This is a genomic window from Pseudoalteromonas sp. TB25, assembly GCF_000497995.1.
GTDB lineage: Bacteria > Pseudomonadota > Gammaproteobacteria > Enterobacterales > Alteromonadaceae > Pseudoalteromonas > Pseudoalteromonas distincta.
Genome location: NZ_AUTI01000205.1, coordinates 1 through 13,741, shown reverse-complemented (window position 1 = coordinate 13,741; position 13,741 = coordinate 1). Strand labels below are relative to the sequence as shown.

At 37.8% G+C, this 13,741-nt stretch carries 13 protein-coding genes; 7 read left to right on the top strand and 6 right to left on the bottom strand.

From position 1 onward, the window contains the following. Window positions 1–769: amidohydrolase family protein (locus tag L652_RS0105190; RefSeq protein WP_024603347.1), on the top strand; the 769-nt coding region annotated here is incomplete at its 5' end. A gap of 218 nt (window positions 770–987) precedes the next feature. Then, the gene (locus tag L652_RS0105185) at window positions 988–3,408 is read left to right on the top strand and encodes a TonB-dependent receptor (RefSeq protein WP_024596844.1); all 2,421 of its coding nucleotides are present in this window, start codon (window positions 988–990) and stop codon (window positions 3,406–3,408) included. A 138-nt stretch (window positions 3,409–3,546) separates the two neighbouring features. On the opposite strand, the gene adhP is transcribed toward L652_RS0105185, so the two are convergent. Beyond that, window positions 3,547–4,557: an alcohol dehydrogenase AdhP gene (adhP, locus tag L652_RS0105180; protein ID WP_024596845.1), complete on the bottom strand. Its 1,011-nt coding sequence runs from the start codon at window positions 4,555–4,557 to the stop codon at window positions 3,547–3,549. 205 nt (window positions 4,558–4,762) lie between these two features. Here adhP and L652_RS0105175 point away from each other — a divergent pair, with 205 nt between their 5' ends. Next, window positions 4,763–5,308 carry a MarR family transcriptional regulator gene (locus L652_RS0105175; protein ID WP_024596846.1) on the top strand — a complete coding sequence of 182 codons (546 nt, stop codon included), beginning with the start codon at window positions 4,763–4,765 and terminating at the stop codon, window positions 5,306–5,308. A 40-nt stretch (window positions 5,309–5,348) separates the two neighbouring features. On the opposite strand, the gene L652_RS0105170 is transcribed toward L652_RS0105175, so the two are convergent. Both L652_RS0105170 and L652_RS0105165 read right to left on the bottom strand, forming a co-directional pair. Beyond that, window positions 5,349–6,365, bottom strand: a complete 1,017-nt coding sequence (locus L652_RS0105170) for a lytic murein transglycosylase (protein ID WP_004334714.1) — start codon at window positions 6,363–6,365, stop codon at window positions 5,349–5,351. Continuing rightward, a complete protein-coding gene (locus L652_RS0105165) occupies window positions 6,358–6,645 on the bottom strand; it encodes a YcgL domain-containing protein (RefSeq protein WP_004334712.1) in 288 nt (95 codons plus the stop codon). Before L652_RS0105165 ends, L652_RS0105170 begins: the two co-directional genes overlap by 8 nt. 155 nt (window positions 6,646–6,800) lie before the next feature. On the opposite strand from L652_RS0105165, the gene minC reads away from it, so the two are divergent. Genes minC through minE form a run of 3 tightly spaced genes read left to right on the top strand, consistent with a single transcriptional unit; the run spans window position 6,801 to window position 8,585 of the window. Then, complete coding sequence (minC, locus tag L652_RS0105160; RefSeq protein ID WP_024596847.1) at window positions 6,801–7,505, top strand: septum site-determining protein MinC; 705 nt, start codon at window positions 6,801–6,803, stop codon at window positions 7,503–7,505. Window positions 7,506–7,510: 5 nt separating this feature from the next. Beyond that, entirely contained in the window at window positions 7,511–8,320 is an 810-nt protein-coding gene (minD, locus tag L652_RS0105155; protein ID WP_004334708.1) for a septum site-determining protein MinD, read from the top strand. Between the two features lies 1 nt (window position 8,321). Then, on the top strand, window positions 8,322–8,585 hold the full coding sequence (minE, locus tag L652_RS0105150; RefSeq protein WP_004334706.1) for a cell division topological specificity factor MinE: 264 nt from the start codon (window positions 8,322–8,324) through the stop codon (window positions 8,583–8,585). Window positions 8,586–8,908: 323 nt separating this feature from the next. On the opposite strand, the gene rnd is transcribed toward minE, so the two are convergent. The 3 genes from rnd to L652_RS0105135 form a co-directional block, all read right to left on the bottom strand. Further along, window positions 8,909–10,039: a ribonuclease D gene (gene rnd, locus L652_RS0105145; protein WP_024596848.1), complete on the bottom strand. Its 1,131-nt coding sequence runs from the start codon at window positions 10,037–10,039 to the stop codon at window positions 8,909–8,911. A gap of 51 nt (window positions 10,040–10,090) precedes the next feature. Then, window positions 10,091–11,743, bottom strand: coding sequence for a long-chain-fatty-acid--CoA ligase FadD (gene fadD / locus L652_RS0105140; RefSeq protein ID WP_024596849.1), 1,653 nt, complete (start codon window positions 11,741–11,743; stop codon window positions 10,091–10,093). Window positions 11,744–11,858: 115 nt separating this feature from the next. Next, window positions 11,859–12,710 carry an alpha/beta hydrolase gene (locus tag L652_RS0105135; protein WP_024596850.1) on the bottom strand — a complete coding sequence of 284 codons (852 nt, stop codon included), beginning with the start codon at window positions 12,708–12,710 and terminating at the stop codon, window positions 11,859–11,861. Window positions 12,711–13,121: 411 nt separating this feature from the next. Here L652_RS0105135 and L652_RS0105130 point away from each other — a divergent pair. Then, on the top strand, window positions 13,122–13,741 hold a 620-nt coding region (locus tag L652_RS0105130; RefSeq protein ID WP_024603346.1), incomplete at its 3' end, for an alkaline phosphatase.

Below are 13,741 nucleotides of genomic sequence, written 5' to 3'. Positions count from 1 at the left end.
CCGCCTGCCTCCTGAGCTTAAATATACTTCAAGTGGCGTCGCAGACGGTCCATGGGCTGCGCGTATAAAAGTACGCGAAAATATTAAATACGGGGCAAATGCTATTAAGTTTTGCGCCACAGGTGGAGTATTTTCAAAAGGGACTAAAGTAGGTGCACAGCAGTATTCTTTTGAAGAAATGAAAGCCATTGTTGATGAAGCCCATATGCGAGATTTACCAGTAGCTGCTCACGCACACGGTACAAGCGGTATAAAANCAGCCATTAAAGCAGGTGTTGATAGCGTAGAGCATGCCAGCTTTTTAGATGACGAAGCGATAGCGCTTGCCAAAGAGCATGGAACTTGGCTTTCTATGGATATTTATAACACCGAATACACACTCACTTATGGCGAGCAAAACGGCGTAGACGAAGAAAACCTAAATAAAGAGCGCCAAGTTTCTAAAAGGCAACGTGATAGCTTTAGCCGTGCCGTAAAAGCGGGTGTTAAAATGGTGTTCGGTACCGATGCAGCAATTTACCCGCACGGAGATAATGCAAAACAGTTTAGCCGCATGGTTGAATTTGGCATGACAGAACTACAAGCCATTCAAGCATCAACTATTAATAGCGCTAAGTTATTAAAAATGGATACTCAGTTAGGACAAATTAAAACCGGATTTGCAGCTGATATAATTGCGGTAAAAGCAAATCCTCTTAAAAGTATTAAAACCTTAGAGGCAGTACCTTTTGTAATGAAAGCAGGTGTTGTTTATAAAAACCAGTTGTAAATACACGCTATTAAGGCTGAGTTTACTCAGCCTTAATAAAACTCTCACCTATATTGAATATGCCATAAAAGGGTCACCGCCCCCCTATTAGACTCGCTTTTGTCTATTAATTATCCGAACAGTTTTATTTAATCAAATAAAATGAACTTTCTATTCACTTTAAAAACAATAACCATTATCATTCGCGAAAATTCAATAACGCGAATAGTTATCACTCTATGAAAACGTTTAAGTACTCTCTTATTACTCTTGCTTGTTTAAATGCAAATGTGGCATTTGCCCAAAATACACAAGTTAATCCTGATATTGAACGCATCAGCGTATACGAAAAGCAAAACCGCGTGGTGATGAGCTCTGGTCTTGCTACTAAATCAGACATGTCTTTAATGGAAACTCCTGCACCGGTAGTAATTATTGACCGAGAACTGATTGAATCTCAAGGTGTAGATAGCTTACAAGATTTAGTTAGAAACGTAAGTGGCTTAACACAAGCAGGTAATAATTACGGTATTGGTGATAACTTAGTAATTCGTGGTTTAGATGCAAACTACACCTACGATGGTATGTATGGTGGTGCAGGCCTGGGGAATACATTTAACCCAACTCGTTCACTTACAAATGTTGAATCTGTTGAGGTTTTAAAAGGCCCAGCAACAGGTTTATATGGCATTGGTAGTGCAGGTGGCGTAATTAACCTAATTGAAAAAAAACCAGAGTTTGAAGAAAAACACAAAGTTGCGGCTGAGCTTGGCCAGTGGGATAGCTATTCATTATCGTTTGATAGCACTAACGCTATAACAGATGATTTAGCTTATCGTGTAATGGCTAAAACAGCGTCAAGTGACGGCTTTCGCGATTTAAAAGAAGATCGCGACGAAATTTATACCTCACTTAAATACGTGCTTAATGACAGACAAAACATCATGCTTTCTGCAGCCTATATAAAAGATGAAATAGCGGTTGATTCTATTGGTCATCCTATTCGTATTTACAGTGCAGAAACTGCAAACGGCTTAAGCGCGGGTGAAGTAACTGGTGCCGATTTAGTAAACGATCCGACAGTAAGCGGCGTACAGTTAAGTGATGCACAACGCGACCAACTTGCTAATTCATTATCTGCATCTGATGGCTTAACACCTTATAGCTTTGGCACAAATGGTATTATTTCACCAATGGCTGATGCTAACGAAGGTGAAGAGTTGCGTTTTAAATTAACGCATAACTATTACATTACTGACGATTTGTTTTTAAACCAGCAGCTACAGTACCGTAACTACACATCAAGTTTTGCGCGCCAAACAGGTGCATATAACTACGTCTATTCAACACGCGATGGAATAATTAATAACGACCCTCGTGCTCCATTAGTTGAAGACGGTGTACTTTACCCGTATGCAGCACGCCGCCAAGAATACCGCCAAGTAGAAGCAGATGAAAAATCATGGCAGTACTTCTTAGATTTACGTTATGACTTTATGTTAGGCGACGTAGATAACGAATTACTAGTTAACGCCAACTACGAAGATAGAGATATTCGTTTTAAACAATTCTCAATATGGGATCAAGATTACGTACTCACAAACAATGATGGTGATGTAACGTACCAAGGTTCTTTGCCGTATATTTACGATATAAGAGAACCAAATTGGCCAACCGGTAACTTTGAAGATTACGATCCGCTTAAAACAAGTGACTACAATAAAAAAGTACAAGCATGGGGCTTAGGCATTCAACATGTTGGTTACATAACTGAAGAACTTACAACGCGTATTGGTGTGGCATATAACCGAATTGAGCAAACTTATGAGCACTTTGGTGTTGATGAGCGCTACAGTTCTAGCCGTGCAGAGCCAACACCTGAAGCGAGTACATCAGATTCTGGCTTAACGTATAACCTTGGTGCAACGTATCAGCCATCTGAAGATTTATCTGTATTTGTAAATCATTCAAAAGGGCGTACAGCGTATAGTGTATTAGGCTCTGTGGCAGGAAACGAAGCTGACCGTGAAGATTCAGAGTCTATAAGTAACGACCTAGGCTTTAGATTTAAAGCATTTGATGACCAACTACTCGCATCTGTTGTTATATTTGAAAGCTCTCGTACTAATTTAGAATACGCAAACCCGCTTTATGACGCATTAACATCAGGCTCAGATGTACCTGAAAGCTATTATGATGGTAAAGAGCAAACAAAAGGTGTTGAGCTTGATTTAAATGCTTACTTGAACGATAAATGGAAAGTAAACGTAAACGGTATTTATCAAGATGCACGTGACAAAAGTAATCCTAATAGCAGCAGTTACGACACACGCCAAAAAGGTGTGCCTTACGTAACAGCAAGTACGTGGGTAACCTACTACGCAGATATGTTTAATTTACCTGAAGCTGTAAATATAAGTGGTGGTATTACGTTTGTAGATAACAGAAGTACTAATTCAAGTTCATTCTCGATTCCTGATGGTTATGTACCAAGTTATACGACTTACGATACAGCTGTATCGTATACAACTGATAAATGGCATATGCAGTTAAACTTAAATAACTTGTTCAACAAAAAGTATTACTCAAAAGCGATGTTTTTAGGTGGTATGCCAGGGGAAGAGCGTAATGCAAAACTAAGTTTTAGTTACACACTTTAACTAGCTAACCTGAACTCTGGATAATAAATCTATCTCAAGCAGCTATTTTCAGCGCTCAGGTTAGTTAAAGACTTAAAAAGCACGGTTTTCTAATTTAGAAGCCGTGCTTTTTTGTGTTTTATAAACGCTTAATCTAAATTAAATGGTAACCACTATGCGACCGTTAATTTCACCTTTGAGCATATCATCAAAAATTTCGTTAATGTCCTCTAAGCGTTTTTCTTCAATAATCGCTTTTACTTTACCTTGCGCTGCAAATTCCAAGCATTCTTGCAAATCTTTACGTGTACCAACAATAGAGCCAACTACTGAAATGCCATTAAGCACAGTATCAAAAATAGGAAGTGGCATATCCTCTGGAGGTAATCCCACTAATACGCATTTACCGCCACGGCGTACACTTTTATAGGCTTGTTCAAATCCAGCTTTAGACACTGCAGTACACACAACGCCATGCGCACCACCTACTTGTTCAAAAATAGCTTCGCTTGGAACCACCTCTTTAAAATCGAGGGTGATATCTGCGCCTAGCTCTTTAGCAAGCGCGAGTTTTTCTTTACCTGTATCAACAGCTATTACATTAAAACCCATTGCTTTAGCGTACTGTACTGCTAAATGACCAAGCCCGCCCACACCAACAATAGCAACCCACTGCCCTGGTTTAGCACCGGATACTTTTAATGCTTTATAGGTTGTAACACCTGCACAAAATAATGGAGCAGCCTCAGAAAAACCGAGTTCTTCTGGTATTTTTACAACGTAGTCACCATGCGCTAAACAATATTCTGCATAACTACCGTCAATAGAATAGCCAGTATTGTGCTGCGATAAACACAGTGTTTCTTTACCATCTAGGCAAAACTCACAGTGCCCACATGCACTATAGAGCCAAGGAATACCGACTCTATCGCCAACTTCTAAGTGCTTAATGTTGCTTCCGACTTTTTCGATAACACCGACACCTTCGTGCCCTGGTACTAATGGCATTTTTGGTTTTACTGGCCAATCCCCATGACAGGCATGTAAATCGGTATGGCAAACGCCACAGGCCGCTATTTTTACTAAAACATCATTTATTCCCACCTCAGGAATTGGTAAGTCTGTTATTTCTAATTTACCTTTGTATTGAGTATTAATTGCAGCTTTCATAGTCATTCCATCGTATGTGAAGAAAATTAAAGATAAGGATTTATTTATGTATTGTTGTGTACAACATATCCTAATATAGATGTATAAATATTAATCTAAATCATATTTTAGTCATTTAAATTAACTTATAAGCCTGCTAAGAACTTGCTATCCATAATGAGCGTGCTAGCATTTACTTTCTGAAATTACTGAAAGTTACTAAGCTATGAGTTTATCCGAAAAGAATTTTGCCTTTGTAATGCATTGTGGTGAGATGGGCAGCCGATGGGGATTCAATCGTACGATCGGACAAATGTGTGGTTTGCTGATTATTACTAAAAACCCAATGACAGCTAATGAGATTGCAGATGCGCTTAGTATTTCTCGCGGTAATGTAAGTATGGGCATTAAAGAGCTGCAATCGTGGCAGTTAATTAAAGTACAGCATATTCCTGGCGATCGTAAAGAGTACTACGCCCCTGCTGGCGATATTTGGGATATGGCAAATCGCGTATTTGAAGAACGTAAAAAACGTGAAATTGAGCCCACCTTAACACTACTACGCGATAACTTATTAGACGAAGCCAGTAACGATGATGAGCTTTATGCACAAAAACAAATGGGTGAGATTCACAACCTACTTGAAACCGTCACTAAATGGTCATCAGAACTACAGCGTTTAACGCCAGAGCAACTTAATAAGCTAATGAAGCTAGGTTCTGGAATTGGTAAAGTTATTGACCTAAAAGAAAAGATATTCAAAAAAGAATAAAGCCGCAATTGCGGCTTTATTTATAGGTATATTTTAAAAATTAGATTTTTGGATAACCAATTCTGTCCGACAAGTAACCTACACTAGTAGCAAAGTAATACGAGCGATTCCAATGCATAAACACTTTGTAGTTATCGTACGCTAAGTACATACGACCATTTATATCATCAGGCATAACCAGCGCAGCACGTACGTCTACATTAGGTAAATCAGAACCATCAGCTTTACGAACACCCAGTGCTTGCCAATCAGCTAATGAGCGCTCTGAGTCGTTCCAATATTCTAACCACTGCTTGCGAGTTTTTGTACCACGCACTAAAACGTATTTACTATCAAAGTTTTCAGGTAACTGAACTTGGCGACCCCACGTAAGAGAGTCATTCCAGCCTTCTTGCTTTAGGTAATTAGCAATTGAGGCAAAAGCATCTTCTTTTGTAGTCCAAATATCTTTACGACCATCGTTATTGTAATCAACCGCGTAAGCATTAAAAGAGGTAGGCATAAATTGCGTTTGCCCCATTGCGCCTGCCCAAGAGCCTTTAAATTTATCAAGCGTTATGTGGCCCGACTTTAAAATATCCAGTGCAGCCCAAAGTTGGCGCTTATAAAGTGCTTCTCGGCGTCCATCAAAAGCAAGTGTCACTAATGATGAAATAACGTTATGACCGCCTTGAATTGTACCAAAGTTACTTTCAAGCCCCCAAAGCGCGACTATAAAGCGTGCTTGTACACCAAACTCTTTCGCTACTTTTTCAAGTACCTCTTTGTTTTCTGCGTAAAGCTTACGTGCGCGGTCAATTTTCCATTGTGGTACACGTTTTGGTAAATACGTTTCAAGGGTTTCTTTAACTTCTGGCTGGTTTTTGTCAGCCGAAACCACTTTTTCTTTATACGTTGCTGTTGCAAACGCATCGTCAATAAGTTTGGCTTCGTAACCTTTTGCGATAGCTTCTTGCTTTAAATTCGCTAAATAATCTTGAAATTCAGCCTGAGTTTTTGCCATAACAGGTGAGCTTAAACATACACCACATAATATAACGATAAGTTTTTTAATCACTATCAACTCCATTGTCTTTTCGTAATTGGCTTAGCAAATTTTGCTCAGGTGGTGGAATTTGTAAGTAGTAGCCTTTATCAGGATTTGATAACGCTGCTTTTACAGTTTCTAAATCTGCCCCACCTAAATGCTCACGTTTTGCTAAATTGATGATCATCACATAAACAGGTTGACCAAACATAGCCATCAAAGGTTCCGGAACTTTACTAAAATCATCTCTTTTTTCAACAAATAAGAACGTATCCGCTTTTTTCTTACTTTTATATACTGCAGTGAGCATTATGGCCCTATAAATTCTTGCTTAACAATGCCGCACACTATAACATGAGAGTAATAATAAGTTAGAAAAATTAGATTAGAAATTTCAATAAAGGCCCTATTCAGCCTACGTTTATCTAAAATTAATTTCTAATCAGACAAATCAATTGAGCGTGTATGTCGGACCAAATTTTTGAGTTAAAAGGGAATCTTTTTACGTTATCAGTTTTGCATCTTTATAGTACTGATATAAACCTTTTAGCAGAACAACTGTATGTAAAAATAGCCCAGGCCCCTAAGTTTTTTGAGGGTGCGCCTATTGTCGTTAATTTAATTGAAATTAAAAACAGTTCACTTGATTTTGTTCACTTAAAATCATTAATCGAGCGAATGAGTTTTAATGCGGTTGGTGTGTGTAATGGCTCAGATGAGCAACATACTCAAGCAAAGGCTGCTGGCTTATCTGTTTTAAATTATTCACAAGACGTTAAGAGCGAACCTGTTAAACAAGAGCCCAATACATCGATTGTAGAAAAAACGGTGCATTTACCAGCGCAAATTATCAGCGGTACAGTTCGCTCTGGACAACAAGTTTATGCAAAAGATAGAGATTTGATAGTACTTGGCGCAGTTAGCCATGGTGCGGAGGTCATTGCCGATGGGAATGTGCATATTTATGGCACGCTACGCGGTCGCGCTATTGCAGGCGCAAAAGGTTTTAAAGAAGCACACATTTTTTGCCAAAAACTTGAAGCCGAGCTGGTTTCAATAGATGGTAATTACTGGATCAGTGATTCGCTACAAGGTGAACATTGGGGAAATGCAGTGCAAATACAACAAAAAGACGAATCATTAGAAATTTCAGCTTTGGTTAAAGGATAAATCTCATGGCAAAAGTAATTGTCGTTACCTCAGGTAAAGGCGGTGTTGGTAAAACAACATCAAGTGCTGCAATTGGCACAGGCTTAGCGTTAAAAGGCTATAAAACAGTTATTATCGACTTTGATATTGGTTTACGTAACTTAGATTTAATTATGGGTTGTGAACGCCGCGTTGTTTATGACTTTGTAAATGTAATTAATGGTGAGGCAAACCTTAACCAAGCGCTTATTAAAGATAAACGTGTAGATAAATTATTTTTACTACCTGCTTCACAAACTCGTGATAAAGATGCTTTAACACGTGAAGGTGTTGAACGCGTACTAAATGAACTAAAAGAAGACTTTGATTACATAGTATGTGATTCACCAGCAGGTATTGAAGCTGGCGCTATGATGGCGATGTACTTTGCTGATGAAGCAATTGTTACAACAAACCCAGAGGTGTCGTCAGTTCGAGATTCAGATCGTATTTTAGGTATTTTACACAGCAAATCAAAACGTGCTGAAGAAGGCCTAGAAAATATTAAAGAACACTTACTATTAACACGCTATAACCCTGGTCGTGTTGAAAAAGGTGAAATGCTATCGGTAGAAGATGTGCAAGATATTCTGTCAATCCCATTATTAGGGGTTATTCCTGAATCGCAAGCGGTATTAAGTGCTTCAAACTCAGGCCAACCTGTTATATTGGATACAGAATCTGATGCAGGCCAAGCTTATTCTGATGCAATTAACCGCTTACTAGGTGAAACCGTCGATTTTCGCTTCTTAGACGTTGAGAAAAAAGGCTTATTTAAACGGATTTTTGGAGGTTAACGTGTCTTTACTTGACTACTTCCGCTCAGAAAAGAAAAACAGTGCGTCACTAGCAAAAGAGCGATTGCAGATCATTGTCGCGCACGAGCGTTCTCAGCGAGGAACGCCGGATTACTTACCACAATTAAAACAAGATATTTTAGATGTGATCCGTAAATACGTGAACGTAAGTACCGATGCAGTTCAGGTTCAGTTTGATCAAAACGAAGACGATTTAGCCGTACTTGAGCTAAACGTTACACTACCTGATGAAGAAAAGAAGTAATTGAAGAAAGGGCGCTTTATAAGCGCCCTCTTTATTTTCATTTACTTTTTAATAACTTTCTAAATATCTACGTTTTAATCCCTTGCATGCAACTAAAACTTTTTCACTATGTAACACAAAAATTATAGATAATACCAATTCGCTTAATTAAGTGATCTATTTTGAGGATGGAAAAACGTGTTGATAGCTAGGCAAAAAAATCGCTATTTAGTTGTTCTAAATGAGATTTTTTAACACAGGTAACGACACGTTTAGCGCCGCAAAATGATTAAGTATTATTGCGGATTGGTATAAGTATTACACAGTAAAAAAAATATCTAGTCTTAAGTATCCCATTCTTTTAAAGCGTCTTTAACATAGTTATAGCGCCAAGAGCTTAATAAATCAGGCTTAATATGGCTTTGTTTTTGCTCATTAGTTAACTTCCAATTCCAACTAATCAATTGATTAATTTGCTTTTTAGAGGCCATAACGTCTTCTGGTATATTGTGCTCTTTAGCGACTTTAGTGATCTTTTGTTTAATATCTTTGGCTACTTTTTTATAAGTAGGAAAATCAATTAAGCGCTTAAGTACTTCAGGATGCTCAGCATCTGGTACTGCTTTGGCAACTTCAATACACTTGATTATATCTACACCAGAGCGATTAACCTCAATAGCTTCAACTCCTGGGATTTGACGTAGAGCATTTAAACTTGAAGGACCACGTTTGGCAATTTCAGTCATGTTATGTTCTTTTAACACAAAATTTAGCGCTAAATTTTTCTTAATGGCTTTGTTTCTGCGCCATACAGCAAGTTCTTTTAAAACCGCAAGTTCGTGCGGTTTGAGTTGCCATGCATTTTTAATATCTTTATATAAAAGCTCGTCTGGTGTTTGAAACGCACGTTTTTTAGCTATCAGCTCACTCTCGTTTATTACAATGTCAAAGAACCCAGCGGCATTAATACGCTCTATAATCAGCTCGAAACACGGCAATAAGTAAAAAGTATCTGCAGCAGCATAATCTAACTGTTTTTTAGTTAACGGACGTTGCAGCCAGTTAGTGCGTGACTCACTTTTATCTATTTCAATACCTTGCAACTCTTTTACCATAAGGGCAAAGCCCATACAGTTACCTTCCCCAAGTAACTGCAACGCAAATTGTGTATCAAAAAGTGGGGATGGAACAAAGCCTGCGTATTTTTGAAAAACCTCAATATCTTCTGAAGGAGAATGCAGTACTTTTAAAATACTAGGATCTTTTAGTATTTCCCAAAAATCGAATAATGAGAGCTCAGCTAACGGATCGATAAGCGCTAAATGCTCACCATCAAAAACTTGGATAAGTGCAACTTCTGGATACAAAGTGCGACGACGCATAAACTCAGTATCAATAGCTAAAATAGGCTTATTTTTTATTTGTTCAACAAAAGTGTTCAGTTGATTTTGGGTTTCGATCAATTGGTATTGCACTTAATCTCCTACAATAAAAAAGCCGACATATGTCGGCTTTTTTATAGGTTGCTAATCTTTCAAGGCTCTTCGGAGTATTTTACCTACGTTAGTTTTAGGTAACTCATCCCTAAACTCTACCAGTTTTGGGACCTTGTAATTAGTTAAATTATCACGACAGTGACTTATTATATCTTTTTCAGTTAAAGAAGGGTCTTTTTTAACAACAAAAACTTTAACTTGTTCGCCACTTATATCGTGAGGAATACCAATAGCAGCAACTTCAAGCACACCTTCGTGCATAGCCACTACCTCTTCTATCTCATTAGGGAAAACATTAAAGCCAGATACAATGATCATGTCTTTTTTGCGATCTACAATAAAGAAGAAACCTTCATCGTCATAAGTTGCAATATCACCTGTTGCAAACCAGCCATCTTTTAAACATTCAGCTGTTGCATCTGGTCGATTGTAATAGCCCACCATAACCTGCGGGCCTTTCACACACATTTCACCCGGTTCACCTTTAGCGGCCTCTTCACCGTTATCAAGTATTAGCTTAATCTCAGTATTAGGCGCAGGCAAACCAATAGAGCCGTTATATGCTTCTAAATCATAAGGACTAATAGTTACTAATGGAGAACATTCTGTAAGGCCATAGCCTTCCATTAATTTTGAGCCAGTCACTTTTTGCCACTTTTCAGCAACAGGACGTTGCACGGCCATACCGCCACCAAGTGACATTTTTAAATGACTGAAATCAAGTTCAGCAAAACCTGGTGTGTTTAATAAACCGTTAAATAACGTATTAACACCAGTAATAGCTGTAAATTTATGCTGACCTAGCTCTTTAACAAACCCAGGCATATCTCGTGGATTTGTGATTAATATATTTAAACCACCGTACTTCATAAACGTCAGGCAGTTAGCTGTTAAAGCAAATATATGATAAAGCGGTAAAGCGGTAACAACAACTTCTGTACCACGATTTAACACTTTGTCTAAACAGCCTGAAACTTGCTCAAGGTTACCAACCATATTGCCATGGCTCAGCATTGCCCCTTTTGATACACCTGTTGTGCCACCGGTGTACTGTAAAAAAGCAAGATCGGACAAGCTCATTTCAGGACGTGTATATTTAGTTTCGTCTGCAGCTAGAACGTCTGAAAAGTTAATTGTGTTTGCTAAGTTGAACTTTGGCACCATTTTTTTAATGTGCTTAACAACAAAGTTGACTATGTGCTTTTTAAGCCCACCAACCATATCGCCTACTTGCGTTACTACAATGTGTTTAACATCAGTGTGTGCAAGTGACTTTTCAAGTGTGTCAGCAAAGTTTGCTAAAATGAAAATAGCAGTAGTGTCAGAATCCTTTAACTGATGCTCTAACTCACGCACAGTGTAAAGTGGGTTAACATTTACAACCACACAACCTGCACGTAAAATACCTAAAATGGTGACTGGTGTTTGTAGTAAGTTAGGCATCATTACGGCAACTTTGTCGCCTTTTTTAAGACCTAAATCATTTTGAATGTAGGAAGCAACTTTTTTTGTTGCTGTATCTATTTCGCTATAAGACAGCGTTTTACCCATATTAGTAAATGCAGGTAAATCGGTGTAGTCAGTAAAACTTTTTTCGAACACTTCGAGTAACGAGTTGTAATGCTCAGGATCGATTGTTTCAGGCATACCCTCTGGGTAGCGCTTAAGCCAGATTTTTTCCACTCTTAGCCCCTGTTTATAATTATATTTTTATTAACCTTAATCTAAGTAAGGCGCTTTAACAATTGAGCAAATACTCTAATGGAGGAATAATCCCACATTTTACGTAAACTTACAATTAACATGCACCATTTTGCAGCATAAAGTCTTGAATATGCTTAAAACATAGTTCACTACTTTGCATATGACAGTGGTGCCCACCATCTACATTAATTACCTTTAAGCTATTGTAATAACTAATATACTTTGCCAGATTTTGTTTTACAAACGAATAACCTTCGTTACCTAAAATTAATTGGCACGGTGCAATTAAATCTTTTATTGCACCAATACATTGCGCTTCATCAAACCTAAAACCTGAGTGATTTTTGAGCTTTGGATCTGTTGTTAGCGCAAAACCATCTGAAACCTGTTTAATATTTCGTTGCATTAAGAGCTTAATAAGCTCGCTATTCAAATCGGTTGTTTGAGCACGTGCTTCATAAATAAGCTCTTTCGATTTATAAACTCTCTGCTTCTTATTATTTAAACGCGCTCTATTTAATACTGCACTTTTTAGCTGTTCACATACGCCTTCGCTGGGAGTTGTAACACACCCAATCCCCTCAATAAAGGTAACAGATTTTACATAATCACCAAAGCAACTAGCAAAAAGCCCTACAACCATGGCTCCCATCGAATGCCCAACTAAATGCACTTTTTTAACACCAAGCGCATTAATAAGTTGGTACACATCATCAATATAATCAACAAAATAATAATGTGCATCATCACTTCGCCAAGATGATAAACCATGCCCGACAAAATCAATACAGTACCAAGTGTGCTTTGGCTTAGCTTTACTTAACATTGGTATAAAACTGTGGCAGTTATCTAACCAACCATGCAACGCTATTACTATTTCATCCCCAGAACCTACTTTTAAGCCATGAATATTCAAGTTATTGGTTTCAATATTAAATGGCTGCACGGCAAGTCCTTTATTAATTTAGAGCATCATTATTTATAGCATACAAGTTGTCAGACCACTAACCGAGAAAATGGTGCCAAATTCGCTATTTAATTATCTTGATGTTCTAAAGAAAGTAAAAAATATAAAATAAAATTTAAACGATATCATAAGCTTAATTACAAAAAAAATAAGCTGATCTTTTTAAATATATTTGCTTTGTATGCCTTTTGAACAATTAAAAGGTGATAGCATCATATGTAGTTAAGCTATAACCAGTATAATTAAAATAAATAGAACTAACAGCGTTAACTACAATTCTATTCATATAACCCTAAATTATAAATATCTTAGATATTCATTTATTTATCATACTATCTGTATACAATATCAGCGGCTATTAAATAAGGTACACTCATAAGGTACACAACCATGAAAAAACAGATCAGCTTATTAGCGCTTTTATGCACCGCTTCTGGTGCTTACGCAGAATCAGCACCTAAAAATGTAATTTATATGATTGGTGACGGCATGGGTCCGGCTTACACCACGGCTTATCGCTATTTTAAAGACGACCCTGCAACAAAAGAAGTAGAAGGCACGGTTTTTGACACTATTTTAAAGGGTATGGCTCGTACCTACCCTGATGACCATACTTATGTGACAGACAGCGCAGCAGGTGCTACAGCACTTAGTAGCGGTCATAAAAGTTACAATGGCGCAATTGCAGTAGATACAGACAAAAAATCAGTTAAAACCATGCTGGAAATAGCAAAAGAGCGCGGTATGACAACAGCGCTTGTAGCAACTTCACAAATAAACCATGCAACACCTGCTAGCTTTACAGCTCACAATGAATCTCGTTACAACTACGATGATATTGCCAACGATTATATTGATAATAAGATTGCTGGTAAATTACCTGTTGATTTAATGCTAGGTGGCGGTACTAAATATTTTATTCGTGACGACCGTAATTTAGTTGAAGAATTTAAAGCGGCAGGTTACCAATACGGTGACGATATTAATAATCTGGGACAAATTACACAAAT